22 protein-coding genes are annotated in these 25,716 nt (G+C 40.3%); 9 read left to right on the forward strand and 13 right to left on the reverse strand.

The window, feature by feature from the left end; genetic code table 11:
- Positions 1-7: 7 nt before the first annotated feature.
- Both CBM24_RS18770 and CBM24_RS18775 read right to left on the reverse strand, forming a co-directional pair.
- Positions 8-1,783: an alpha-L-fucosidase gene (locus tag CBM24_RS18770; protein ID WP_198385942.1), complete on the reverse strand. Its 1,776-nt coding sequence runs from the start codon at positions 1,781-1,783 to the stop codon at positions 8-10.
- A gap of 1 nt (position 1,784) precedes the next feature.
- Entirely contained in the window at positions 1,785-3,068 is a 1,284-nt protein-coding gene (locus tag CBM24_RS18775; RefSeq protein ID WP_075993490.1) for a Gfo/Idh/MocA family protein, read from the reverse strand.
- Positions 3,069-3,417: 349 nt separating this feature from the next.
- On the opposite strand from CBM24_RS18775, the gene CBM24_RS18780 reads away from it, so the two are divergent.
- Positions 3,418-4,287 carry a DMT family transporter gene (locus tag CBM24_RS18780; protein ID WP_075993491.1) on the forward strand — a complete coding sequence of 290 codons (870 nt, stop codon included), beginning with the start codon at positions 3,418-3,420 and terminating at the stop codon, positions 4,285-4,287.
- Positions 4,288-4,378: 91 nt separating this feature from the next.
- On the opposite strand, the gene CBM24_RS18785 is transcribed toward CBM24_RS18780, so the two are convergent.
- Entirely contained in the window at positions 4,379-6,061 is a 1,683-nt protein-coding gene (locus CBM24_RS18785) for an FAD-binding dehydrogenase (protein WP_088162289.1), read from the reverse strand.
- A gap of 333 nt (positions 6,062-6,394) precedes the next feature.
- Between CBM24_RS18785 and CBM24_RS18790 the strand changes: the two genes are divergently transcribed.
- Entirely contained in the window at positions 6,395-7,378 is a 984-nt protein-coding gene (locus tag CBM24_RS18790; RefSeq protein ID WP_075993493.1) for an aldo/keto reductase, read from the forward strand.
- A 9-nt stretch (positions 7,379-7,387) separates the two neighbouring features.
- Positions 7,388-7,567 carry a hypothetical protein gene (locus CBM24_RS18795; protein WP_088162290.1) on the forward strand — a complete coding sequence of 60 codons (180 nt, stop codon included), beginning with the start codon at positions 7,388-7,390 and terminating at the stop codon, positions 7,565-7,567.
- On the opposite strand, the gene CBM24_RS18800 is transcribed toward CBM24_RS18795, so the two are convergent.
- From CBM24_RS18800 to mgrA, 3 genes are all read right to left on the reverse strand, one after another.
- Entirely contained in the window at positions 7,536-8,522 is a 987-nt protein-coding gene (locus CBM24_RS18800; protein WP_088162291.1) for a Gfo/Idh/MocA family protein, read from the reverse strand. The two genes, CBM24_RS18795 and CBM24_RS18800, sit on opposite strands and share 32 nt — an antisense overlap.
- 92 nt (positions 8,523-8,614) lie before the next feature.
- Positions 8,615-9,097, reverse strand: coding sequence for a YdeI/OmpD-associated family protein (locus tag CBM24_RS18805; protein ID WP_075993494.1), 483 nt, complete (start codon positions 9,095-9,097; stop codon positions 8,615-8,617).
- A 19-nt stretch (positions 9,098-9,116) separates the two neighbouring features.
- Positions 9,117-10,103 (reverse strand): L-glyceraldehyde 3-phosphate reductase, encoded by a 987-nt coding sequence (gene mgrA, locus CBM24_RS18810; protein WP_157698520.1) that lies wholly within the window; start codon positions 10,101-10,103, stop codon positions 9,117-9,119.
- A 279-nt stretch (positions 10,104-10,382) separates the two neighbouring features.
- On the opposite strand from mgrA, the gene CBM24_RS18815 reads away from it, so the two are divergent.
- The 3 genes from CBM24_RS18815 (at position 10,383) to CBM24_RS18825 (ending at position 14,788) form a co-directional block, all read left to right on the forward strand.
- Complete coding sequence (locus CBM24_RS18815) at positions 10,383-11,423, forward strand: sensor histidine kinase (protein ID WP_088162293.1); 1,041 nt, start codon at positions 10,383-10,385, stop codon at positions 11,421-11,423.
- The gene (locus CBM24_RS18820; RefSeq protein ID WP_075993497.1) at positions 11,413-12,102 is read left to right on the forward strand and encodes a LytR/AlgR family response regulator transcription factor; all 690 of its coding nucleotides are present in this window, start codon (positions 11,413-11,415) and stop codon (positions 12,100-12,102) included. Before CBM24_RS18815 ends, CBM24_RS18820 begins: the two co-directional genes overlap by 11 nt.
- 154 nt (positions 12,103-12,256) lie before the next feature.
- A complete protein-coding gene (locus tag CBM24_RS18825; protein ID WP_088162294.1) occupies positions 12,257-14,788 on the forward strand; it encodes an outer membrane beta-barrel family protein in 2,532 nt (843 codons plus the stop codon).
- Positions 14,789-14,865: 77 nt separating this feature from the next.
- Here the strand turns inward: CBM24_RS18825 and CBM24_RS18830 are convergent, their stop codons facing one another.
- From CBM24_RS18830 to CBM24_RS18840, 3 genes are all read right to left on the reverse strand, one after another.
- On the reverse strand, positions 14,866-15,576 hold the full coding sequence (locus tag CBM24_RS18830) for an HAD family hydrolase (RefSeq protein ID WP_088162295.1): 711 nt from the start codon (positions 15,574-15,576) through the stop codon (positions 14,866-14,868).
- Positions 15,577-15,675: 99 nt separating this feature from the next.
- On the reverse strand, positions 15,676-16,125 hold the full coding sequence (locus CBM24_RS18835) for a hypothetical protein (protein WP_075993500.1): 450 nt from the start codon (positions 16,123-16,125) through the stop codon (positions 15,676-15,678).
- 52 nt (positions 16,126-16,177) lie between these two features.
- Positions 16,178-16,744, reverse strand: coding sequence for a Crp/Fnr family transcriptional regulator (locus CBM24_RS18840; RefSeq protein ID WP_075993501.1), 567 nt, complete (start codon positions 16,742-16,744; stop codon positions 16,178-16,180).
- Positions 16,745-17,044: 300 nt separating this feature from the next.
- On the opposite strand from CBM24_RS18840, the gene CBM24_RS18845 reads away from it, so the two are divergent.
- Positions 17,045-18,145, forward strand: coding sequence for a hypothetical protein (locus tag CBM24_RS18845; protein ID WP_157626144.1), 1,101 nt, complete (start codon positions 17,045-17,047; stop codon positions 18,143-18,145).
- A 65-nt stretch (positions 18,146-18,210) separates the two neighbouring features.
- On the forward strand, positions 18,211-19,062 hold the full coding sequence (locus CBM24_RS18850; RefSeq protein ID WP_088162296.1) for a helix-turn-helix domain-containing protein: 852 nt from the start codon (positions 18,211-18,213) through the stop codon (positions 19,060-19,062).
- A gap of 58 nt (positions 19,063-19,120) precedes the next feature.
- Here the strand turns inward: CBM24_RS18850 and CBM24_RS18855 are convergent, their stop codons facing one another.
- From CBM24_RS18855 to CBM24_RS18865, 3 genes are all read right to left on the reverse strand, one after another.
- Positions 19,121-20,707: a glycoside hydrolase family 16 protein gene (locus tag CBM24_RS18855; RefSeq protein WP_198385943.1), complete on the reverse strand. Its 1,587-nt coding sequence runs from the start codon at positions 20,705-20,707 to the stop codon at positions 19,121-19,123.
- 279 nt (positions 20,708-20,986) lie between these two features.
- Positions 20,987-21,820, reverse strand: coding sequence for a universal stress protein (locus CBM24_RS18860; protein ID WP_088162298.1), 834 nt, complete (start codon positions 21,818-21,820; stop codon positions 20,987-20,989).
- Between the two features lie 81 nt (positions 21,821-21,901).
- A complete protein-coding gene (locus tag CBM24_RS18865; RefSeq protein WP_088162299.1) occupies positions 21,902-23,302 on the reverse strand; it encodes an inorganic phosphate transporter in 1,401 nt (466 codons plus the stop codon).
- 493 nt (positions 23,303-23,795) lie between these two features.
- Between CBM24_RS18865 and CBM24_RS18870 the strand changes: the two genes are divergently transcribed.
- A complete protein-coding gene (locus CBM24_RS18870) occupies positions 23,796-24,908 on the forward strand; it encodes an alpha/beta hydrolase family protein (protein WP_198385945.1) in 1,113 nt (370 codons plus the stop codon).
- Between the two features lie 101 nt (positions 24,909-25,009).
- On the opposite strand, the gene CBM24_RS18875 is transcribed toward CBM24_RS18870, so the two are convergent.
- Complete coding sequence (locus CBM24_RS18875) at positions 25,010-25,675, reverse strand: hypothetical protein (protein ID WP_088162300.1); 666 nt, start codon at positions 25,673-25,675, stop codon at positions 25,010-25,012.
- Between the last annotated feature and the right edge of the window lie 41 nt (positions 25,676-25,716).

Here is a 25,716-nt window from a genome sequence, read left to right on the forward strand (position 1 = left end):
TTGAGCTCTATTCTACAGATTTAAATCGAAGTGCAGTAAGACTGAGTTTATCAGCATCCCCATCCACTAAAGAAACAGTAATTTTGTAGCGCCCCGGAGCCTTAAATTTCATCCATCCCCAAGGGTACCAATTATACACAGAAGAGGCCGCTTGCTGATTCTGCACGATCTCCCCATCCGAGTTTTCGATCTTCCACACCACTCTCCCCTGCCCCGTATAATTTAGATCAATTTGATAATAGCCTGGCTTAATAATGTCTATAGCATACGTTAATTTACTTTCATCAGTCCACTGCCCTACTTGAACCACATGCTTCCATTCACCGAATTTTTCCATCCAGGATTTTCCAGTTTTATTACATCCTTCAACTTCAGCAAAATCAACAGGCACAATTGTCTCCATGGCCGGATCAACTCCAAACATTTTATCAATAACGGGCATTTCCCGCATAACTACCTCAATGACAGAAACCAATGAATCGGGAGCTACACCTGGCGTATTGATTTTTAGCCATTTTCCATCGAACGTGTAATTCAAGGACTTTTTGCCGTTGGAAGTTAAAAGGTTAATCGACTTTATCCCTTTTGTTAGGCCCGGAACAAATAACTTTCCATTGGCCGGCCAATGATAGACCAACAATGAAATTTTACCTCCCTGTACAGTAGCATCTCCCCAGGGTAAGGCATGCCCCCAAGGTGACGCCTGTGCGCCATAAACGGTCTCTGGATATTTTCGGATCCAGGCACCCGCACCGCGCAAAGCTAAGCTCGCTGGCTCTGGAATAGTCCCGTCGGGTTTAGGTCCAACATTTAACATATAGGTCCCACCTCGACCAATAGTCGACAATGTACGTGACAAGATCTCACGAGCACTCTTCCAATTATTGTCGTACCAAGCATAACCCCAAGAATCGTTGGTTACATCTACTGCTTCCCAAAGATCCGGAACATTCTGCCGCGGCACTTCCATATCTCCTAAAGTAGAATAATCACCAAGCCCGTGCCCCACTCGCCCCGACACAAATGCTCCGGGTTGATTTTTATGAACCAATTCGACAAGTTTTTGTGCGTATTTCTTATCCATCCCACCTGGAGTATCGAACCAGACCAATTCTATCGGTCCATACTCAGTTGTAATCTGATTTACCTCAGGATAACATTTTTCCCAAAAATAATCATCAAATGTTTTCGGTTGACCAGCTGCATTCACCTTGGGGCCTCCATTTCCGCCAGGATAAGTCCAATCCTGATTTTGCGAATAATAGAAGCCAAAACCGATCCCACCTTCCTTACATGCTTTTGCGAGCTCAATCATTGGATCGCGCTTAAAGTCAGTCGCCTCAACAATATTAAAAGAATTCACCTTAGAATGAAACATTGAAAATCCATCATGATGTTTACTTGTAATCACGATGTAACGCATTCCAGCATCTTTTGCAAGCTGCACAATAGCTTTAGCATCAAAATGATCTGGATGGAAAGAACCCGCAGCAGCCATATAGTCCGCAACAGGGATATTGGCCATGCTCTTGTTCATGAGCCACTCCCCTATGCCATAAAACGTTTTTCCCTTCCAGGTATTTGCCAGCTGCGAATAGATTCCCCAATGGATAAACATCGCATATTTGCCTTCACGGAACAGTTTCCCTCTATTTTCGGCAATCGGTTTATTTCCCCCTTCACCATTCCACATGTGTTCCATCTGTTGCGCTGAAACCTGGTTCACAACCAACCCCGCCAGTGCTAGACAAAACAATATCTTTTTAATACCTATTTTTAACATCTTAGACTTTGGGCAGGTTATAACCATTATGATAAACTTTCGCCAGGTACTGATCTGCATCCTTATCATTGAAACTGCGCTTTTGTTTGTCCCAAAACAATTTCTTTTTGGCCCGATAAGCAATATTTCCCATTTGTGAGAATATCGCAATATGTGCCCCGGCTTCTATCGGAGCATGTAAACCCTCCACGGATTTCTTTCTAACTGCTTCAACAAAATTAACCATATGCTTGTCCAACCCATTATCTTGTGAACGTTGAAAAGAGACAGCATCCATTCGCCCTTTCTCCGGGATAACCTCCCAACCCTCACGATTGACCACCAAGGTACCATTATTGCCAATGAAAGCAACTCCGTGAGTCTTCTGGTAAGGACCCAAATCTATACCTGTTGCCTGCTCCCATTGAACATTAAATCCATCAAACTCGTATACCGTTGTTAAACTATCGGGTGTTTCAGCGGCATCGTCAGGATAAGCAAATTTACCTCCAGCAGCCATAACAGAAACAGGATCTGATACTTTCATTCCAATTAGCGCATAATCCAACATATGTACCCCCCAATCGGTCATCAAGCCACCCGCATAATCCCAATACCATCTAAAATTGAAGTGAAAACGATTGGGATTAAATGCACGTTTTGGTGCTGGCCCCAACCATTTATCATAATGTACTCCCGCAGGAACAGGAGCGTCTGCCTGAACCGGGATGCTCTTCATCCAACCTTGGTAAGCCCAAGCCTTAACAAGACGTATTTTCCCCAATTTTCCGCTATGAACAAAATCCATCGCATCTCTGAAATGTTGTTGGCTTCGTTGCCACTGCCCAACCTGTACAACGCGCTTATGCTTTTTAGCAGCTGCAACCATAATTTCACATTCCCGAATGGAGTTTCCAATCGGTTTTTCGACATACACATCTTTTCCGGCCGCAACAGCATCAACCATTTGCATACAATGCCAATGATCGGGGGTAGCGACAATAACAACATCAACGTCATTTGCTTTTAGGAGGTCTTTATAATCGATGTAAGTCTTCACATTGATATTGCGTTTCTTTAATTCCTCAGCTCGATTCCCCAAAACATTTTCATCGACATCACATAATGCCGTACACTGCACTCCTGATACCTTCAAGATGGCGTTCAGATTGGACCAACCCATTCCGTTTGTACCGATCAGCCCTACACGAACCGTATCAGCTTGAAAACCGAATACTTTCGTCTGTGCAAAAAGTGCTGATGCAGCCAATAGGCTCGTATTTCGGATAAATTCTTTTCTCTTCATTGTTTAGTTTGGTTTATATTGATATTGTGTATTCATTACTAGGAAGACGATTATCTTGGGATCCCCCCTAGTGAGATTACTAATATAACATTTAGTCTTTAGGATGAAGAATATTAATCCAAACAAAATGGCTGAAATAAAGGACTTTGAATACCGTAGATAATTTCTATATTTGTTAAAAACAAGCATAAAACCATGGACCGAAGAACTTGTCTTTCTCCTCCAGCAAAATAATATAGCGCAATGTCAAACGAATAATGGCTTCCGATCAGGAGCAAATTCGGATGATATAAGGATTAACTATTTATTTAGCTTTTAAATTTCCCTTTATGGGAAAGACATTTCTCTTATGAAAAAATCATATTTAGTACTTCATACCGCAGTACTGCTCGCAGGCTTCACCGGTGTTTTCGGCAAGCTCATTACGCTCAATCAAATACCACTAGTCTGGTTTCGGGTCTTACTTTCAACAATCATCTTATTCATCGTTCTCAAATTATTCAAAATTGAGCGTTTAAAATCCACTAAAGATGCGTTTAAAATTGCGAAAGTCGGCGTACTAATCACTATCCACTGGATATTTTTTTATGGTAGCATCAAGTTTTCCAACATTTCCATTGGCGTTGTTTGCTATTGTCTGACCAGTTTCTTTACCGCTGTATTAGAGCCAATCATCAACAAGAAAAGATTTAGCGCAGTGCAGCTCATGTTAAGTATGCTGACATTGATCGGAATCAGTTTAATCTTTCATTTTGATAGCTCTTATCAACTTGGGATTATTTTGGGTGTAATTTCAACTATTTTTGCGGCTCTATATACCATTTACAACGAGCAATTAGTCAAACAATATGATAGTAAATTGCTCAATTTTTATCAGATGCTTAGTGGCACCATTGTATTGGGATTTGGACTGCCCATTTTCTATTATCTATTTCCTACCGAACGTTTTATACCGAGCTTTTCTGATGGGGTCTATTTAATCTTGCTGGCTTTATTTTGTACAGTTGGCCTTTATGTTCTTTTTGCTGAATCACTCAAGAAGTTATCTGCATTTACGGTCAATTTGAGTTTCAATCTCGAGCCCATCTATTCGATTATCATTGCTTTTTTATTCTTCAACGAAGGCAAACAAGTCAATGCTTCCTTCTATGTTGGACTCGCTCTTGTACTCGTTTCTGTTCTTCTCCAAACGATGCGCTCTATCAGAAAAAAAGCCTAATAGTTCCTTATTCCATAGGCAAACATCGCATTGATTGCCTACGGAACCTCTATTTTAACATTAAGAAAAGAATTAATTTTCATCAGATTTCTTAGACAGATGGTGCCTTTGGTAGACTCGCAATATGTTGTCCGGCTTTCATGCCGGAGAAAATACATCCTCCTAAAAACGTACCTTCCAGTGCCCGATAGCCGTGCATCCCGCCACCACCAAATCCAGCCACCTCACCGACAGCATACAAGCCCTTTATCACCTCGTCATCCTTTGTTAGTACTTGTGCTTGGAGATTCGTTTTAAGACCACCTAAGGTTTTCCGGGTCAGTACATGGAGACGTACCGCAATGAGCGGTCCATTTTCCTGTGTCAGGATTTTATGAAGGGCTGCCACTCGACCTAATTTATCACCACGGTAATTCCGTGTATTCCGGATATAATTCACTTGCGTGTCCTTTGAAAACTTATTATCTACTTCCCGGTCACGCGCTTCAATTTGCGATTTAATTGCTTCATAGTCCAATAGATCCTCCCCTGTCAAACGATTCATACCGGCTACCAGATCCTTTAGATTGTCCGAAACAATAAAATCAGATCCTTTTTCCTTAAAAGCCTCAACGGGCCCGGGCGCATTTTTCCCAAAAATGCGTTTCAAAAATAACCTATAATCCTTGTTGGTAATATCTGGATTCTGTTCTGAACCCGAAAGAGCAAACTCTTTTTTGATTATCTTCTGCGTCAGAATAAACCAGGAATAAGAAAAGCCTGTCTCTTGCAGGTGTTTGAGTGTACCTAAGGTATCAAATCCAGGCAAATAAGGAGCAGGAAGTCTATTACCGCGGGCATCAAACCACAGTGAAGAGGGCCCAGGCAGGATACGGATGCCGTGGTTAGGCCATATTGGATTCCAATTTTCAATCCCTTCCGTATAATGCCACATGCGATCGCGGTTTATCATATGAGCCCCAACCTCTTCCGCAATTCCAATCATTTTTCCATCGACATAGGCGGGAACACCTGAAATCATTTGTGCCGGCGCTTTCCCTAATCGTTCAGGCCAATTTTCACGTACCAATTGATGATTTGCGCCGATTCCTCCCGAAGCTATAACGACTTGATCTGCATAATATTCAAACGCCGCAAGAATAGTTCTGTTGGTTGCAACACCCCTTGCCTGGTGATCGTCTGCCAATATATCACCTCCAATTCCAATGACCGCACCATCTTGTGTTAGCAATTTTGTTACGCGATGTCGAAAACGAAACTGCAGAAGACCTTTTTCCTGCGCAGCATAGGCCTTATCCACAAAAGGTTTCACAACTCCGGTTCCGGTCCCCCAACTGACATGAAATCTAGGAACCGAATTACCATGCCCCGAGGCCGAACCATCACCGCGCTCCGCCCAACCGACCATAAACATCAGCTTTATACCAAGCTTAGCGATGTAGGCAGACTTTTCTTCTGTTGCAAATTTCAAGTAGGCCTCAGCCCATTGTCGTGGCCAATAATCCTCCTCACGGTCAAACCCGGCTGTCCCCGTCCAATCCTGTCGGGCAAGTTCATAAGAATCTTTGATACCCATTAGACGTTGTTGTGGCGAATTGATAAGAAAAAGTCCCCCGAAGGACCAATAGGCCTGTCCCCCTAGATTTTCTTCCGTTTCCTGATCTACAAGAAGCACTTTCTTACCAGCATTGGTGACTTCCATTGCTGTCGTAAGTCCTGCTAAACCCGATCCAATAATAATCACATCAGGTTTAAATTGTTCTACTTTTTGCATTGTTATTCTTTTACCGAACAGCTATCCCAATAAAAATGTGATTGCTCACAAGACCAACTGCCTTATATAAATTTACTAGTTTGAGCAGGATTGCACAAGAAAAACTTAACAGGAATCCCGCGGTCCTTTCCTTAAAAAAACATCCAATAATATATCACAAAAATGATAGAATAACCTAATTTAAATTATTTTAATAATAAAAATCAGGGTTATAACTTTGTGCTATCAATCATTCAAATAATAATAAGCGCCATTTCGAACAGATTTATTTGATAAAAAAGGCGCATTAGCGTAATAAATAATTTTAATAGGAAACATAAAAAAATAAAAAAAATGGAATACAGAAAATTAGGAAAAACAGATTTAGAATTATCAGCAATTACTTATGGAGCTTTCGCCATTGGCGGCAACATGTGGGGCGGAAATGAAAAGAAAGATTCTATTGATTCTGTAAAAGCATCGATCGACAATGGTGTCACTACATTGGATACAGCCCCTTTTTATGGATTTGGTTTAAGTGAAGAAATGATCGGTGCGGCAATACAGGGTTATGATCGGACCAAAATACAGCTATTGACCAAATTTGGTTTGGTATGGGACGGCAGTAACCAAGGAAAAGGTGAATTTTTCTTTGATGCAGAAGAAGCTGGTAAAACTATTCCAGTTTATAAATATTCGTCAAAGACCAGTGTAATTCATGAAGTAGAGAATAGCCTAAAACGCTTACGTACGGACTACATCGATCTACTTCAGATTCACTGGCCAGATAGCACGACCCCGATTTCGGAAACGATGGAAGCCTTGGATCTTCTTTTACAACAAGGTAAGATCCGTGCCGCCGGCGTCAGCAATTATAGTGTCGATCAAGTTTCAGAAGCACGGAAGAACCTCAACATTGCGAGTAATCAAGTTGGTTACAGTATGCTAAACCGAGGTATCGAACAGGACCTTGTTCCTTATGCAAAGGAAAATGATCTAGGTATCATTGTATATAGCCCTATGGAACGAGGTTTATTAACCGGTAAATATTTTAATACAGGTAAATTAAAAGAAAACGACCACCGCAATGGTTATTTCCAACAATTTGATCTGGCCAAGGTAAAGACTTTCTTGGATACCATCAGTCCAATTGCCACTAACAAAGGTGTAACACTTTCTCAATTGGTATTACGCTGGACCAGTCTACAGCCTGCGATCACTGTGGTTTTGGCAGGTGCCCGAAATGCAGAACAGGCCATAGCAAATGCTCAAGCCATCGATATCACGCTTACCGCCGAAGAACTATCATTTATCAATCTTGCTTTAGCAAAAATTTAACATTCAGCGATGAACAAATTCAATCAGTTGACAGTACTCCTTATGGGTGTACTGTCACTCACAGCATTGCAAGGCAATGCGCAAAATAAAACACTGCTGGTAGACCCAACAGATCGTACATGGTATCATGCTGCTTATGGTAAGAACGACGAAAACACTATGGTCTTATTGTCGAAAAGTTATCGATAATCTTCATCAGAACCAAGGCTTCCTCAATCGGAGATGGATTTGGCCCGATACCGCGGAAATAATCTACCGTACGCGAAATCATCGGCAATTGAATATTTTCAGGATGATCAAATATAAATTCCTTCTCTCCATCTCTTGTTTTGACAACAACTGAATTTCCAAAAATAGAAAAAGTAATATGCCCAAGGCTTCCTACAATTTCAACCTTATCTACCTGGTTTTCTTTGGCAACATTAAAACACCAACTTCCATTGAAGACAAGCTGATTTTCAAACAAAATGGTTCCTGTGGTCTGATCAGCTACAGCACTTTCTTTATCCTGAATCAAGCTAAAACCATCGTATGAAACCGGCATTCCAAAAAAATAGAGCATCAAATCCAATTGATGTGGGGCTAAATCAAAGAAATAACCTCCTCCCGAAACAGCAGGATCAGTACGCCAATCTCCGCCACCTTTTGTCACTAGGTCGGGCATTCTACTCTGCCATAAACGCAATTGTACCGTCCTTAACTCACCAATTTCACCATTTCCAACAAGCTCCTTAACCTTCAGAAACAAAGGCAATTGCCGCCTATAATGTGCAACTACCAACTTCCCGTCTCTTTCTTTTACTTCCTGCAATAATTTTTCTGCTTCTATCGCATTTAACGTAACGGGCTTTTCAACATAAACAGATTTCCCTCTACGCAGGGCAGATACTGCATACGCGAGATGAGATGACGGTGGCGTTGCTACATAAATCGCATTGAGATCGATATTATCGAGCAAATCGTCCGCGTCTGAATACCACAAGGGTACTTGATGTCGACTAGCATAATCAGCAGCTTTCGTCGCATCTCTTCGCATTACAGCCATTAGCTGACTATTATTTATGCGATTAAACGCTGGTCCGCTTTTTTTTTCTGTGACATCACCACAGCCGATGATACCCCATACAATTTTAGAATTATCCATAAGTATATTCAAATTATTGCTAAGACTCTGACCAATAATCCCGATATCTGGCCAGCATTACAGTACATACATCGAAGTACTGGTCTGATTTCTTAGGGCTTTTCACGTCCCACAAATCGGTTTTTACCCAAAAGAAAACCGATTGCCCTTTCGATGTTTTTTCTTCGACTATCCGCAGTTTTTAAGGAAGAAATATAGCGGATAATTTCCTTTTGCTTTGATGGAGACAATCCATCGAATACCTGCAGAGCTTCCTTATTTAGTGCAAATGCTGCTTCGAGTTCGGGGTGAGGCAAAATAGTGCGGTCTTCCGGATCAAAAGCGATTGTTACGGCTAAGGTCTCACCGATTCGTTTCGGCGAATTCGACAATATAGCCGTGTTAATGTACAGTCTCCACTCCTCCTTAAACCGCAGCAACGTCTGAACATAATCCTTTTCATTCACTTTTCCTTTCACAGGAATATATCCCTTGTTTATTCCTGCATCCTTAAATAGGTTTTCAAGAATATCCGTAGGAACAAAAACAAAAGGATTGATACCAATAATTTCCAATTGTGCTTCAAAGGCAAACATGATATGATCAATTAGGTGATTAATTATGCTTCAGAATAGTATCTATAAGCGTCAATTCATCCGTCGTAAAATCCAACCTGTCCAGGGCCTTGAGGGAATCAACCAGCTGCTCACTATTTCTCGCCCCTACTAAAACCGAGCTTACGCGTTCATCTTTCAACAACCATGCAATTGCCATTTGTGCCAATGTTTGCCCTCTTTGTACCGCAAGATTATTCAACCGGTCGATCTTCTCCATTAATTCTGGAGTGATCATTTCACTTTTCAAAAAATGTTCTTTCGAAGCACGTGAATCCGCCGGAATGCCGCCGAGATATTTGTTGGTCAGCAGTCCCTGTGCCAAAGGAGAAAAAGCGATCGCTCCGATTCCTTCTGCCTGCAGCACATCCAAAAGTCCCTCCTCAGGTGTCCGCACCAGCATCGAATACTTAGGCTGATGAATAAGGCATGGTGTCCCCATAGCACGCAATAACGCAGCTGCTTTCTGAGCAAGATCAGGAGGATAATTGGACAAGCCTACATAGCAGGCCTTTCCTTGATGAACAATATCTCGCAATGCTGCCATTGTCTCTTCCAACGGTGTATTCGGATCAGGTCGATGATGGTAAAATATATCCACATAATCGAGACTCATCCGTTTTAAGCTCTGATGTAAACTGGCCATCAAATATTTACGGCTTCCCCAATCACCATACGGCCCCGGCCACATGGTATAACCCGCTTTAGTGGAAATTAAAAGTTCATCACGATAGCCCACAAAATCGGTACGCAATAGCTGTCCAAAGTTCTCTTCGGCACTTCCCGGAGGAGGACCATAATTATTGGCAAGGTCAAAATGGGTGATTCCACGATCAAAAGCGGTCAGCAAGGTTTTCCGGAATACAGCTTGAATATCGGTTTCGCCAAAATTTTGCCAAAGCCCCAATGATATGGCTGGCAAGAGAATACCACTCTTCCCACAGCGTCTGTAGGGCATATTCTGATATCGGTTTGGATTGAATGTCACGTTACAAAGTTTATACCTGCAAAATACAAAACTATTTCCAACAGTCCAGCGTATTTCCCGCTTTCGTCTTCTTTCGCAAACCTCTTTTTAACACTATATCATTTAACAGCAGGTCATGTTTCTAACACCAAATCGATTAGCAACAGGTCATGATAACCTTAGGAAAGCAGGCTTCGATGCATAATTCTTTTTGCATAGAAACGTATTTATATTGCATATAAAAAGCAATTTATCTAAGTTTGGTCTTATCCAAAAGTAAAGGGATTAATTAGACATAACATGATTGGCAGATTCTTCAGAAAATTCTATTTACATATTGTCATCTGGACCATATTACTGCTGTTACCCTTTATAACGTATCTCTACCAGCCGGATAAGATCGCTGATTTCAAAGCCTATTCGGCATTATCGCATTTAGTAAATATTGTATTTCTAGCTACTCATTTTTACTTGCATTGCTACGTTGTTGCGCCCACCTATTTTTTTGGTCGTAGAAAGATCTTTGTACTATTAATCGCACTTGGGTTTTCCACCTACGTCGCGCTGAACTACTGCATAGTCTATTTTAATCCAGCTGGAGAGCTTGCTCATCTGACGAAGGAAAATATTCTTTTCGTACGCTTGGTCATTGGCCCGGGCATTATTTATTCCCTTTGTATGATCACGTCTTCAATGATCTTCCTCTACGATGAACAAGCGCGACAAAAGGAACTCAACAAACAGATTGCGCTTGAAAAAACAACGGCAGAACTAACGATGTTAAAACTTCAGATCAGCCCGCATTTCCTATTCAATACACTGAACAATATCCGTTGGCTCATTCGTAAACAATCACCAGATTCCGAAGACACTATTGTTAAGTTATCCGAAATGCTACGCTATATACTCTACGAAGTAAACGGCCCCAAAGTCGAACTTTTTAAAGAGATCGACCATATGCGCAATTTTATCGCCTTACAGACCCTTCGTCTTCCTATCCAAGGAAATATAACACTAGATATCGAAGACAAGGTCAAAAATAGAATGATCCCCCCATTACTCTTCATACATTTTGTCGAGAATGCATTCAAGTATGGTGTGGATAGCAAAACTGCACCACAGATACAGTTTCAATTTCAGGAAACTCAGGGTGGCATTATTTTTATATCCCGCAATAGAATCTTACAACATACAGAACCGCGTCCAAACGAAGGTATAGGACTGACCAATGTACGCAGACGATTACAATTATTGTATCCCAATCGACATGACCTCAGCATCAGAAAAACCGATGTTGGAGATTTCGAAGTCACCCTCAAACTGATGACCGATGAAGATTAAATGTATACTCATAGATGATGAACCCTTCGCACTCAATATTTTAGAAGACGACTTATTGAATTTTGAGCAAATCGAAGTCGTCCATAAATTTAATGCGACGGCCGAAGCGGAAGAATATTTAAAAAATCACGCTATAGATCTGATTTTTCTGGATATTGAAATGCCCGATCAATTGGGCACGCAGTTTATTCGCGAGCTCGCTCCCCGACCCTTGGTTATCTTCACCACGGCCTATCACCAATATGCTGTTGAAGGTTTCGAGCTAAATGCTATTGATTATCTGCTTAAGCCGATCTCAAAAGAACGACTCGCAGCTGCAGTCCGAAAAGTGGAAGAGGGTATGCTGCTCCGTGCAAAACAGCTCCCCGAACAGGATCATATTATCGTTAATGTAGAATATAAAAAGACGAAAATTTTTCTCCATGAAATCAGCTACATCGAAGGCTTGAAGGACTATGTAAAAATATACCTGGTGGACCGTGAATCGCCCCTTCTTACGCGCAGCAACCTCCGTGGAATGGAAAAAATATTACCTACAATAGACTTCCTACGCATACATAATTCTTTTATTGTCAATAAAAATCGTATTGAGCAGGTCGCCCAAAGCAAACTCACCCTACCTGAAACCGCCCTTCCTATCGGTAAAAAATATATCAAAAATATTGAACAATTTATCTAATGCTACCGCCACAAATTGAATCGATGCAATTATCCGTTCGTCTACACATTGGCCGCTTCGGTCTACAGATGATTGCATAGCTAAAAAATCCTTTTCAAATTTGTGTACTATCGAACAGCCTAATCCGCGTAGCCGGTAGAATAGCAAAGAAAAAATGAAAAGATTTATAGCAATAGCGCTAATGGCAACTGCGGTTGCTTCCGTACACGCTCAAGCCCCTGCAGGTGGTCGTCCTGCTTTCGCCATGTCCGAAGGTCAGCTCTCGGGCCAAATTGTGGACAACAACGGGAAACCTATCTCACAAGCTTCCGTGAATTTATTGAAGGTTATCAAGGATCAAGCTACAGGGAAAGAAAGGGAAATCCTGGTAAAAAGCACCAGCTCTTCAGAAAATGGAAAGTTCAATTTCGCAGCCATTTCACCAAAAGAAAAATGGAAACTAAAAATTAGTTCTGTAGGCTATGCACCTATAGATCTTGCTGTAGACTATAGCGATAGCAAAACAACAAACAAAGATCTAGGTGCGATCAAATTGGACGATGACAACCGTAAACTCGATGAAGTTACCGTGACTGGCCGCAAGGCACTACTCGAAATGGACATCGACAAAAAAGTCTTCAATGTAGAGAAGAATATCGTTGCAGCTGGCGGTACTGCGATCGATGTACTCCGCAATATGCCTTCTGTACAAGTAGATATCGACGGAAACGTAAAACTGAGAAATGCAGCCCCTACAATTTTTGTCGATGGAAAACCTACAACGCTCACCCCCGACCAGATTCCTGCCGATGTGATCGATAAAATCGAAATTATCACAAATCCATCTGCCAAATACGACGCTTCCGGAAGTATGGCCGGTATCCTCAACATTATCCTGAAGAAAAATAAGAAAGCTGGATACAATGGTATGGTCACCTTAGGTGGAGACCGCTTTGGTGGAACCAACTTTATGGGTAGTTTAAATCTGCGTCAAAATAAATTCAATATCTCACTGACGGGAATGAATATGCGCATGCGGACCAACACCGAGGGCGACAGCCACCGTACAAGTACAATTAATGGCATAGAATCAACAGTAGATCAAGATATTGAAGGCAAAACAAAAGGTATGATTACTTTTGGCCGGCTCGGCGTAGATTACGACTTAAGTCCCAAAACAACGCTATCTGTAGCCGGCGTATTGGTTCAGGGTAAATTTAAGCCGAATGAGAACTCGTCGATCTTAACCACCTCTGGCAATAGCGAATCACGCAGCGATCGGATTTCCGAGTCTGAAAGAAGCTTTAAACCACGGGGGTTGCAGGCAGGTCTTGTTCAAAAATTCAAAACTGAAGGCGAGGAATTGTCTGTGGATTTCAATTATTTCGGCGGCAGCAACACATCCAATGGTTTATACACCACCAATTACCGCAATGCAAGCAGCGAAATCAGCGGAACTCAGATTCAAAAAAACATCGGTTCCGGTGATAATAAGTTCATGACTGTGCAGGCAGATTATGTCAAACCATTCAAAAATGGCATGAAACTCGAAACTGGTGTGCGTGCACAGATCAATAAACTCAAAAATCTCAACAATAATTCCTTAAAAGCAGTAGGCGAAGATGATTTTGAGAATATAACCGCAGCATCAGCTAACTATAACAATAAAAACAGCGTCTACGCAGCCTATGCCTCACTTGGAGGAAACCTCAAGGACTGGGTATCCTATAAAATTGGGCTGCGCGCAGAAAGTTCAACGTACGACGGTGAACTTTTGAATACAAACGAAAAGTTCCACAACAAGTATCCCCTGAGCTTATTTCCTTCTTTGTTCTTGAGCAAAAAGCTAACCGAAAAAGACCAAATACAGATGAGCGTAACCCGTCGTGTCAACCGTCCGAACTTCTTTCAACTCATCCCATTTGTTGATTACACGGATAGCTTGAATATTACACGCGGTAACCCTGACCTTGTTCCTGAATTCACAACATCCGGCGAACTTTCCTACAGCCGTACACATGGAAAAGGTACATTTTTGGCAACAGTATACTATAAACGCACAAACAATCTAATTACACGTTACCTGACACAGGAACTCAATCCGGTAACGAACAAAATGGATTTCATTAATACCTATATCAATGCCAATTCCAGCAAGAATTATGGGGCAGAATTTACTTATACCAATAATCTCAAAAAATGGTGGGATCTGACTGCAGACCTTAACTTCTATAATTCCAAAATTGAGGTGGATGAGAAAACGCCTTCGGAAGGTATGTGGACAGTATTTGGAAAATTGAACAATACATTCAACCTACAGAAAAACTGGAATCTACAGCTAGCGTTTGAATATCAAGGCAAAACAAATATGCCAGTGACACAGGGTCAAACATTCGGTCCACCAATGAACCAGGCGCAAAGCTCTTCACAAGGCTATATCAAACCATTCTATGGTATCGACTTTGCCATCAAGAAAAGCTTCTTGAAAAATCAGGCTGCCTCAGCAACATTGGCCATCAACGATATCTTCAGAACACGTGGCAATACCATTGTTTCATCGGGTGAAGGGTTCTCTCAAACCTATTATCGACTTTCTAATCCACAGTTGATCAAATTGAATCTTTCCTACCGTTTTGGAAAAATGGATATGAATATGTTTAAGAAAAACAAAAACCAGAATTCAATGGAAGGCATACAAATGCAATAACATGTGGATCATATCACAATCAAAAGCGGGTATTTCTTGTAGGAAATACCCGCTTTTTTATTAAACTGCGTCAAAGACTAGACGACTGTATTGGATATATTCTTCTTTTCAAGTATTTCAACAATCTCCAGTAGATCATCAATCACATAATCTGGATTTGCCGATCTGAGTTGAGCCGCATCATGTGCACCTGTTGTTATACCAATACTCAAAGCACAACCCGCTTGTTGCCCCTCCTGTATATCGATGATGGAATCTCCAATTTTCATCACCACACTCGAATCGGTAATTTCAAATTTTTGCATGGCCATATCAATCATATCTGGATAAGGTCTGTTTCGAGGTACATCAGAAGCAGTAATTAACGCATCTACATCTTTGCCAACTTTCCAATTAAGCTTCTCCAAAAGTGACTCGGCTGTCTTACGATCATAGCCCGTATTGAGCACACACAAGATATCCCGCTCTTTCAAGATTGCAAATAGTTCTTCCGCATTCGCATTAGGGTAAATTTCCTCGACTTCATAAGCGTGTTCCAAGTCTTTCAAAAACAAAGTAAACATCCGTTGAGCCAATTCATCATCATCAACATCCAAACTATTTTTGAGTACAGTCTTGATTGCCTGTAGCTTCTCCTTACCTGCAGCATAGGCCAATACCTCTGTTAATGTCAGTTCGTATCCCCCTACCGTATTTATTGCATTTCTAAGCGTCTTATAAACAATATTATTTTCGTTCACTGTCGTACCTGCCATATCAAATACGACCATCTTGATGGTTTCTTTCATTTTATTCAATCTAAAAGTTTAGCAAAAATAAAAAAATGTTAAATAAAACTAAACAACACTATGTTAATTTATTGCTATGCTTTGGTTAAGAAAACTACTTTAACGAACCACAAAATAATAGGTCCAGGCGATTAGCAAGATTTGAAACGGAATACGAAACCACAAATAGTTTGGACCGGCGCCATCAAAAGTAGCCGTCTCGTAATTGATACGCCTTAAGTTTGCCCGAATATTTGTAGGTAATACCAGTAGAAAGAAGACAATTAAAAGGATTCCCGTTATGCGGCTCACCTGCGGGACAAATAGCCCAATTGCAGCCATGAATTCCATTAAACCGGTTCCATAGATCATTTCTTTTTTACATGGAACAAAGTCGGGCAGCATCAACATCATTCCTTTGGTATAAAGTAGGTGTCCCAATGCAGTGAACAACAGCATCACCGCCAATCCAACTTTACCCGCTAAAAGAATATCCATCTCCCCCTTCAACAGCAATAGGATGAGATTGGAAATAATGCAAACGACAATTAAAACAAAAAATGGTTTCATCTTTTTTATAACAAAAATAGGTGCCCTTCCTTTTGTTATCAATGAACATTTGTTAATAAATTTCTTTCCTGATCCGGCTTAACGATTGCGGTCTAATACCAATATAAGAAGCCAGATATTTTAAGGGAATGTTGCGAATCAGTTCGGGTTGCTCACGCACCAAATTGATATACCTGGTTTTTGCCGAATCTTCAAGTAGCGTCAGTTCCCGTTTCATTTTTTTTAGAAAAATGTCCTCAACCGCTTTCCGACCAATTAGGTTCCCAACCGTTGTTGTTTGATATACCGCATGGAGATCCTCAAACGATATCCGCCATAAAATACAATCTGTTATTGCCTCGAGATGATACGATGAAGGCTGCTGCGTCAAGAAGGAATCGTACCCACTTACAAAAGAGTTTTCGAAAGCAAATCCAAAAGTAAAATCATAGTCCAGTTTTGGGATATTGAAACGTACAATTCCTTTTTCAATAAAAGATAAATACTGTTCAGTTTTTCCGATTTCCAAAATCAGTGATTTTTTTGGAAACTCCATCTTAACAAGCTTAGCGGAAAATACTTCCCAGTCCGTATCATTCATGACAACGAGCGATTCAAAATATTCTTTGATCTTGTCCATGATTCTTATTTTTTAAGAGCAAGATAAAAACTTCTGTTCAAATACATCGTAATGATTATTTACTATTTAATCGATTATTTATTTCAATAAACATACGATCTATTTTACCAAAAAATATTAACTTAAATACAGTAAACTTTAATTATGCATATTCTTAACGAAAACGCCCCAGAACGGTGGCCTGCCTTTAGAAAATTAGGTTTTCGATTTTCCTTTATTTTCATTTTGTCCTTTATTCTTGTTTTTAATAACGGTACTTATCCGTTATATGGATATATCAGCATCCCTCTTACTCATTTCATGCAAAGGTTGACTCCCTGGTTTGCAGAAAATATATTGGGCTATTCTTACGACCACAGCATCTTCATCAACGGAAGTGGAGATACCTCCTATGCCTGGATATCCTTATTGATCCTATTCCTGCTGGCATTAGTTGGGGCGGCTTTATGGTCCATATTGGATCGAAGAAGAGCCAGCTACACAATCCTTTTCTATTGGTTAACCACAGCAATTCGCTATTATGTTGCTTTTATGCTTATTAACTATGGACTGTACAAAGTCTTCTATATGCAAATGCAACCGCCGAGGTTAACACAACTTCTGCAGCCATTGGGCGAGTATTCCCCCATGGGCCTCGCATGGACCTATATCGGTTACTCTCAAGGCTACAATATACTTATTGGTTCAGTAGAAATATTATCGGGCTTATTGCTTTTCAGAAAAACGGTGGTTGCTGGTGCACTAATTACGGTTGCGACCAGTATCAATATTATGGCCGTCAACTATTTTTATGACGTCCCCGTTAAAATGGTCTCTACAGCACTCCTGCTACTTTCCATATTTCTACTGCTTCCCTACTTAAAAGCATTGTTCGCAATTTTTATTTCAGGAAAACCTGTACAGTTACTCCCTATCCAACAACACCTATTCAACAAAAGCTGGAAAAGAAAAAGCTTGTTTATCGCCAAATTGGTGGTGTTACTGCTCTTTATGGTGCAACAGGGCATGGGCATATTAAGTACAAAAAAAATGATAGCTGAGTACCTAACGAAGTCACCACTCTATGGAATCTACCGTATTGAACAAGCGGGAACACAAGGTAAATCAATCCCCGAAGATTGGCGACTTATTGTTTTCGAAATTGATAACAACAAGGTCTTAATACGTAACACAGACTATACCCCACAAAGGGAGAGCGTTGTTATTGATGCCCCCGGGAAGAAAATTACCCTAAACAATTATCAATTTGATTATCAGATCAACCCTGACGGAAATATTCTTCTGACAAAAACCTTTGATGACCATACAGCGCACATTAAACTTATTAAACAAGACGTGCAAGCGTTCGAATTAATACAGCGCAAGTTTCATTGGGTACAGGAATATCCCTATAATCGTTAAATAAGAATCGTAAAAACTCAATAAAACAAATCGTGCACTTAATACATCCTCAGACCAAAATAACTATGTTTAATGCTGCAAACATAACAACATGCGACGACGAGGTAGAGCATCTCGGTTTTTTATATCGAATGCGGAATATCAGGGTACACACCTACCATATGCTCAAAAGCAAAGAAGTGGTGACCCTTATCTTAATACATTCGAGCGGAGGTCGCCGTGAGATTGATCAGGGGCAACATAATATAATGGGTTATCAAATTCATCTAATGTTCCCCGGTCAGTCAAGTTCTTTCTATTTTTTCAAAGAAACCGCTGTTTATCATTTTAGAATTCCCTGGCAAAATTTTGAAAAATTATGTCATGCGCTTTCAATCAACATAAAACTCCTTAAAGATTATCCGATACTTCAGGTCACGCCATATAAATTTGAAACGCTCCGTTATGAATTCGATAAGATCCGTAATGAACTCTATCACTATCAGCCACCATTATCACTCATTTTATCACGTTTGGCAACTAGCTTACTAGAGATTAACCACTCCTTAATCAACCACATCGATAATTTAGCACCATACGCTTATCCAGCCATCCTGAATCGCTTTCTTGAATTAATAGAACTTCATTATAAACAAGAACACCATGTCGCTTATTACGCAAATTTACTGAATATAACTGCAAAAAGTCTTTGGATGCAAACACAGCAATACATGGAGACTAGCCCCCTCAAACTGATTCATAATCGTTTATTAAAGGAAGCTATGCACCTGCTGAGTTTGGGACCCAATCCAATCAAGACTACCCTGATTGAATTGGGTTTTGAGGACTCCGCTACTTTCTCTCATTTCTTCAAAAAACAGACAAATATGTCACCTTCAGCATATCAAAAGAAACATTTACCGCATAAAAAAACATAAAAATGGCTCCTACGTGATATACATGGAGCCAATATTTATTAAGAAAACTGCATTATAACTATTTTTTTTTCAACGTGATATTATCCAAAAATGCATTTCCCGTTCCTACATTGGTAAATCCGATCCGAACAATTTTTTTATTCGGATTAATCTCCTTGCCAGTAACAAAATCAAGCTCCTGCTTTCCACCTTTTTTTCCTAAATCAGGTATTAACGTCTTTAAATTCGACAACTTTCCTGTTACGACAGTGACATCATCGACTTCCACCTGCACTTTGTCTCCTTTACTCCAATAGACAAGTTTGAAGTCTTGTTGGGGATCCAAATAAACATATTGCTCTATTTTTTGACCCGGCGCAAGTACCACCGCTTTACTCCCCTTTTCGCCGCGCCCTTCTTCGATGACCGCTGCTCCTTCCCAAGGCGCAAGGCCAGACTTACCCTCAAAATCTGGATTAGGCAATTCATTACCATCTTTTAAAGGCCAGTTATACGCCCGAATATAATCGACCTCCATATTGACTCCGCCTTCAGATCCATAGGCTCCAAGAAATACGTTCAAAAAGTGGTTGGGTGAATAAATCTGATTTTTATTCGTATATTCTTTGATCAGATCTCCATTGATATAATGTTTAATACTTGTGGGTGTCCACAATACCCCATGTGTTACCCATTGTCCGACATGTTCATACCCCTCTGCAATATGTGTAGCAAGGTTACGTTGAAATGCCCCTTTTTGATCAACATGTCCATGTATCACAAACTGAGCCGTAATATATTCGAAAACGTCGATTTCAAAAAGCTGTCCCTTGGGGCGAATGCCTTTAATTCCGTCGACTTCGGATCCTTCTTGAAGATAATAACGAATATCTGGTCCAGGTGAATCAAACCAAAAAGCTGTATTTGTTCCCTTGGGATTCCCCTGTCGGTTACGTCTTACCTTAACTTCAAAGTACCCACCTTTGCTGTTGTCCAATAAATTTTCATTGGACTTCCAATCGTAGGTTTGGATGGATGAAATCTTCTGGTTGCCACCCGCTGTAAAAATCCGTTTGGGAATAGTATCATTGACATACAGATTGATCGCTGATCCATTTAAAGTATAAGCGGGTTGTGGCAAACGATCATGCAACATTTCATCCTTGGATTTTGCATTCAGATAATTCAAGGATGAAAAATAGTTGGTCGTCCATTTATTCCGATTAAGTAATTGATCGTTAAATTCATCCTGCCAATAAACTTCCATACCAACAGGAACTGCTCTTGAACTTGGATTCTTTCGCTCTTCATCGAGTTCAGTATTATCCAGCTGCCATCTCTTGCTCGTATACACTTTTCCATTTGCCATGGATTTTCCTGTAGCAGATTCTACCCAGATATAATAGGTCGTTTCAGGCTCTACCTGCTGAATATAATAACGTTTGACACCTTCTGCCAATATCGCATTGGCTGTCTTCGGTTTCTTATTCGTTTTTGCCCAAAAGACTTTCGCTCCGGATATGTTCGGTTGATTATCCTTCATGTCTACACGGATCCAACTCCGGGTACCCAATAGCTGTAATGGTACATTTGAACTTGTCGTTTGAGCCGATAGCCCTAACGCTGACATTACCTGAATACCTGCAAGAAATAGATATTTTTTCACAATTTTCTTATTTTATAAACGAACAAACGATAGTCAATCTGCTTACGAACAGACTATAACCTTACGATAATAACGAGAATTATCAGCATTGGCAACTCTGATCAAAACGCAACCGTTTGTTCAATTTAGCAATTCCGAAAATTGGGACTTAAACAATGGATCAGACAACTCGAATTTTCCGCGCTAACGCGTTCTGCAGCATTGGTAAAGTCAAGAAAAAAGCCGCTTGGAAAATCCAAAACGGCTTGATATATAGCGTAAAAAAAGTTTCCATTCAGATTATTCATGCAAAACCAAAATCGCTTTAACTGATCGGTTCAAAACTTCATTCACCGTACTACTTGCAAATAAACGGTAAATCATATTATGGTTGCGTTTGACCAAACACAGAATATCGGTCTGATTGTTTTCAACAAAGTCAATGATCGCATGTGATGGCCGTGTATCATCCTCATCCACATAATTAAAGTTGATATCTACGTTAGGAAGCAACTGACGCATTTTTTTCTCCCCATTACGCACCAGCTTTTCGTCCAAATCCCTTTCTGAGACGTGTAGAATTTCCAACTTCTTGGGGTCTGAAAGTTTTAAAATACGATTGAGCGCTTTGACATCACGAACAGACAATTTTGTTGTTTTATAATCCGTTGCCAATGTAATGACTGGAATAACCGACAGATTACTTTCAGGAGGTACAATCAAGGTCGGAATACGCAATTTTGTCACAGCCATACTCGCATTACTACCGACAATTTCTTTAATGCCTGTCGCCCCGGTAATTCCCATCACCAAAAAAGAAACATCCGTATATTCAACATACTTTGTGACTACATTACGCAGATAACCTACTTCAACAACGGTTCGCACTTTGAGGTCATTGTATTTATTTTCCTGGACCACCTGATCAGTCCATTCTTGCAAAGCAGCACGTTTTCTAGCGTAATAATCTTCTATAAAGATCGCGTTATAAGTACTGTTGTTGATCCCTTCTGTCGGGTGTATGGCATGTACAACAGCAACTTCCATATTCAAACGAAAAGCCAAAGACAAGGCGTAACGCAAAGCATGACTTGCATTGATTGAAAAATCGGAGGCAACAAGAATTTGTTTCATTTTTTAAGTTTTTAATATTTACCTGTCAATAGCCATGTGTACAAATGCAATGGATGACAAAAACATTCAGATAACAATCAACTAAATAAAAAGATGGAAGAATACAAATAGTAATAATGCCAAGCCAATTGACACGGGTAAAGTAAGTACCCAGGCAAGACCGATACTTTTGAGTGTCCCTTTATTCAGATTGCTCTTTCCTCCAGAAGCGACCATTGAACCGGCAATACCACTTGAAAGCACATGCGTTGTACTAACCGGCAAACCCAATACGGTACTGATACCAATTGTCGAAGCAGCAACAATCTCGCTTGAGGCTCCTTGAGCATAACTTAAATGTTCATTTCCTATTTTTTCACCAATCGTTACTACAATACGTTTCCAACCGATCATTGTCCCAAGACCTAAGGCGATTGAAATAGTTAAGATCACCCAGATCGGTGCAAAGTCCGTAAGATGTTTCAATTCGCCCAACTTACGATTAAGCTCCAATCGATTTTCAGGATTGATATCGATCTGTTTACTGCTCTCTAATGTAGCAATGGATTTAACTAAACCTTCAACCTCTTTTCTGAATTTAAAAGTACCGGCTTTATCCGTTACACTTTTATCCATCAAATGCAACTTGACTTGCTCAATCTCCTGATTGACTTGCACAAACATCGTTCCCTGAGCGACATTACTGGAAGCAATTGTCTGTAACACGATTTCCGTTTGATCGAGCGTTTTAATGACAGCCGCATCTGGTACGGAATGGTTGATTGCAAAACGAGCAGGCAGAAATGCAATTAAGATCAACATAAACAGTCCTACACCTTTTTGTCCATCGTTGCTACCGTGAAAAAAACTGACCAATGTACAGGTCAGTATAAGAATACCGCGTACTAACAAGGGAGGTCTGTCATCTTCTCCCTGTGGGATGTGAAAAAGTGCTTTATAACGGACGACATGCTTTAAAAAGAGCATCAATAACACTGCTAAACCAAAACCAATCAAAGGTGAGAGAATCAAAGAAAGACCAATTTCCTCGGCCTTATGCCAATTGACACCACTGCCACCATAATACCAGGTGAAGCCTATACCAGCCCCGATAAGGGCACCAATCAAAGTATGTGAACTCGAACATGGAATACCAAAATACCAAGTCCCCAAATTCCAGATAATAGCCGCCAATAATACAGAAAGGACCAAACAAGCGCCTACCGAAACCGGTAGTGCCATTAAGGTATCGAGAGGCACCAATTTAAGTATTCCCATAGCCACTGCGATCCCACCTGCAAAAACACCTAGAAAATTCCAAAAGCCAGACCAAGGAATGGCTACAATTGGTTTAAGTGCTTTGGTATAAATTACCGTTGCAACAGCATTCGCGGTATCATGAAAGCCATTGACAAATTCAAAGGCCACAACGGCAAATAAACAAAGGGCAAAAACAATAAGAAGTCCAGTACTAAGATCGGTTTCCCCTAAGAGAGGAATCATGTTGCAGAAAATTTGCATATTATTCTTTCATAAGATTTATGGTTGTCCTTGCTGAGTTTTTCTTACTTGCTGAGTTTTCCTTAAGGAAAACTACCAAAGGAACAATCGCTTCATTCAACTCAAAAATAATTTTCAGATGTTAACTTTTGATAAAGGATATATTACGTTATACAACACGAAAGAAAAACTTAAAACACTGTTAACGAATCTTATTCCATCGCTATTTTATTTCCCACAAACTTTCTTAATTTTCAGGGAGCTAATACGGACTTTATAGGGACCTCATTCGGACTTCATTCGGATGAAAGCAAATAAAGACCGAATAAGTTCCGTAGAAATAACGATTATAAAACGGATCAAAAGTAAATTTGATCGCTAGTTTCTACCCACAAAATATAGCCCCCCCATATAAAACCAACTGTGAAGCAAGAGCCGTATAAGACCAACCGTAAAGTAAGAGCTGTATTAGACCTTTTGTAAACTTTTTTCAGGAATGGACATAGTGTATCTGCGAAATGCCAAGCAGAGGATTCGAGAGAATTTTAGTCCGCCATTTACAACGAAAATAGTACGATTTACCGATTCAAATCCACAGTCTACCGAAAAACGCACACTTTTTAGAATTAAACCCATTACTTTAGACAAAAGTAAATTTAACACCGAATTAATTATGCCTAAAACTTATCCATTAGACTATTCCTTGACGAACTATTCTCCCTTACAGCGGATTACATTTAGTACGCTAACTTTTCTCATCGCCATTTATTGCGTTCTTTTTGCACAGCATACAAAAGCGCAATCTTTAGACTGGTCTACAAAAGATATTGTATTTAAGAGTGAGGGTATTAACCTGGCAGGAACCATACTTCAGCCTCAGCGTGCCCATGCTGCCATTGTCCTCATACATGGTTCTGGACAAGAGAAAAGAATGATGGATTTTGCCTCATATTTAGCCCAAAACGGTATTGCCGTATTTACTTATGACAAGCGCGGAGTAGGAAAATCTGAGGGGACCTATGCTGGCCCTGAGGTCGGTACCAATAATATCGATTCTGCCAACCTCCACCTGCTCGCTAAAGATGCACAAGCGGCAGTAAAAGTATTCCATCAACAACTAGGGAAAACGAACATTCCTGTAGGGCTACTGGGATTCAGCCAAGCGGGATGGATCATTCCCTTAGCGACTAACCAAAATCCTTTGGTCGACTTTTTTATATTGTACAGTGGAGCAGTTATCCCTGCCCGTGAGCAGCTCCGCTTCCAGTTCTTTACAAATGGAAAAAAAGATTTTTGGGATAAACATACGGAAGCCGATGCCCGACAACATGTAGCGAATGATCCAGATCGCTATCAGTTTACAAATACCGATCCGATGACATCACTTAAAACGATAACAACTCCAGGACTCTGGCTTTTTGGATCCAAAGATATCCAAATACCTGTAGGCTTATCGATTGAACATATCAATGCACTGAAAGCACAGGGAAAGCCCTTCGAATATTGCTTATTTCCTTTATTAGATCACAATACAAGCCTTTCGGCATCGCGTGAACCAAGTGCTATTGCATTGAATTGGATCAAAAATCAACGTAAAAAAAAGTCATAAAAAATGCCTCCTGACAACGATTCATCTGCATAAAATCAAGCATTAAAAAGGCCTAAGTTTTTTACTTAGGCCTTTTTAATGCTTGATTTGAACTCGCTAGATTAATGCAAATCCGTACGAAGTACTTTACTTTTGTTCAATGCTCGATTGGAATAGATGATATACACGGTGCCAATGATAGTTGGCATAATCCAAACCAGCGTTGAGCCAAGCTGAATCCCAGCAACTAAAAATGCAGTCACCGACGCAATCAATGCGCCTACCATACGGCCCAAGTGACTGACCAGCCAGGCATTTTTCTTTTCTTTGAAACTTTTAAACAGCTGAAAATCCCGAATACTCATAAATGCACCAAAACCACCAAAAAAGACATATAAAACAGAATTTGCCACCTGTTGTACCAATCCAATTAAACCAAGACATAACATACCGACCGATACAAGTAGCATCGTGGCGGAAATCAGTTTGTCTTTCCAATCGGCCTGTTGTTTAATTTTACTGCGTAAAGTCAATGCGCGATTACCAGCTAGAATGAGATAGATGGTAAAGATACCGATCAAAAATAAAAATGTGTTTTCGTGGCCCGGCATCCTCGCAATAACGAGTGAAATTAAAGAACTAATCACCATCGCATAGGAAAATATAATCCCCATTTTCTTGTGCCCTGCTCCCCCCTTTTTTACAGCCACACTTATCAGGCCGGTAATCAATCCTATCCCACCAAAAAATGCGTGAACGTAGATCGATGTCTTAATTGTTTCTTCCATAGTTCTTCTTTAATAATTGTTTATAGCTAATAATGGTATTG

It is taken from the genome of Sphingobacterium sp. G1-14 (genome assembly GCF_002196555.1).
GTDB classification, from domain to species: Bacteria; Bacteroidota; Bacteroidia; order Sphingobacteriales; family Sphingobacteriaceae; genus Sphingobacterium; species Sphingobacterium siyangense.

Bases quoted from the DNA above. Each gene is read 5' to 3' on its own strand.
- CBM24_RS18770 (WP_198385942.1), bottom strand. From the start codon at position 1,783: ATGTTAAAAATAGGTATTAAAAAGATATTGTTTTGTCTAGCACTGGCG.
- CBM24_RS18820 (WP_075993497.1), top strand. From the start codon at position 11,413: ATGAAGATTAAATGTATACTCATAGATGATGAACCCTTCGCACTCAAT.
- CBM24_RS18835 (WP_075993500.1), bottom strand. From the start codon at position 16,125: ATGAAACCATTTTTTGTTTTAATTGTCGTTTGCATTATTTCCAATCTC.
- CBM24_RS18845 (WP_157626144.1), top strand. From the start codon at position 17,045: ATGCAAAGGTTGACTCCCTGGTTTGCAGAAAATATATTGGGCTATTCT.
- CBM24_RS18800 (WP_088162291.1), bottom strand. From the start codon at position 8,522: ATGGATAATTCTAAAATTGTATGGGGTATCATCGGCTGTGGTGATGTC.
- CBM24_RS18830 (WP_088162295.1), bottom strand. From the start codon at position 15,576: ATGAAAGAAACCATCAAGATGGTCGTATTTGATATGGCAGGTACGACA.
- CBM24_RS18840 (WP_075993501.1), bottom strand. From the start codon at position 16,744: ATGGACAAGATCAAAGAATATTTTGAATCGCTCGTTGTCATGAATGAT.
- CBM24_RS18860 (WP_088162298.1), bottom strand. From the start codon at position 21,820: ATGAAACAAATTCTTGTTGCCTCCGATTTTTCAATCAATGCAAGTCAT.
- CBM24_RS18815 (WP_088162293.1), top strand. From the start codon at position 10,383: ATGATTGGCAGATTCTTCAGAAAATTCTATTTACATATTGTCATCTGG.
- CBM24_RS18850 (WP_088162296.1), top strand. From the start codon at position 18,211: ATGTTTAATGCTGCAAACATAACAACATGCGACGACGAGGTAGAGCAT.
- CBM24_RS18775 (WP_075993490.1), bottom strand. From the start codon at position 3,068: ATGAAGAGAAAAGAATTTATCCGAAATACGAGCCTATTGGCTGCATCA.
- CBM24_RS18785 (WP_088162289.1), bottom strand. From the start codon at position 6,061: ATGCAAAAAGTAGAACAATTTAAACCTGATGTGATTATTATTGGATCG.
- CBM24_RS18805 (WP_075993494.1), bottom strand. From the start codon at position 9,097: ATGTTTGCCTTTGAAGCACAATTGGAAATTATTGGTATCAATCCTTTT.
- CBM24_RS18790 (WP_075993493.1), top strand. From the start codon at position 6,395: ATGGAATACAGAAAATTAGGAAAAACAGATTTAGAATTATCAGCAATT.
- CBM24_RS18870 (WP_198385945.1), top strand. From the start codon at position 23,796: ATGGACATAGTGTATCTGCGAAATGCCAAGCAGAGGATTCGAGAGAAT.
- CBM24_RS18875 (WP_088162300.1), bottom strand. From the start codon at position 25,675: ATGGAAGAAACAATTAAGACATCGATCTACGTTCACGCATTTTTTGGT.
- CBM24_RS18795 (WP_088162290.1), top strand. From the start codon at position 7,388: ATGAACAAATTCAATCAGTTGACAGTACTCCTTATGGGTGTACTGTCA.
- CBM24_RS18780 (WP_075993491.1), top strand. From the start codon at position 3,418: ATGAAAAAATCATATTTAGTACTTCATACCGCAGTACTGCTCGCAGGC.
- CBM24_RS18825 (WP_088162294.1), top strand. From the start codon at position 12,257: ATGAAAAGATTTATAGCAATAGCGCTAATGGCAACTGCGGTTGCTTCC.
- CBM24_RS18865 (WP_088162299.1), bottom strand. From the start codon at position 23,302: ATGATTCCTCTCTTAGGGGAAACCGATCTTAGTACTGGACTTCTTATT.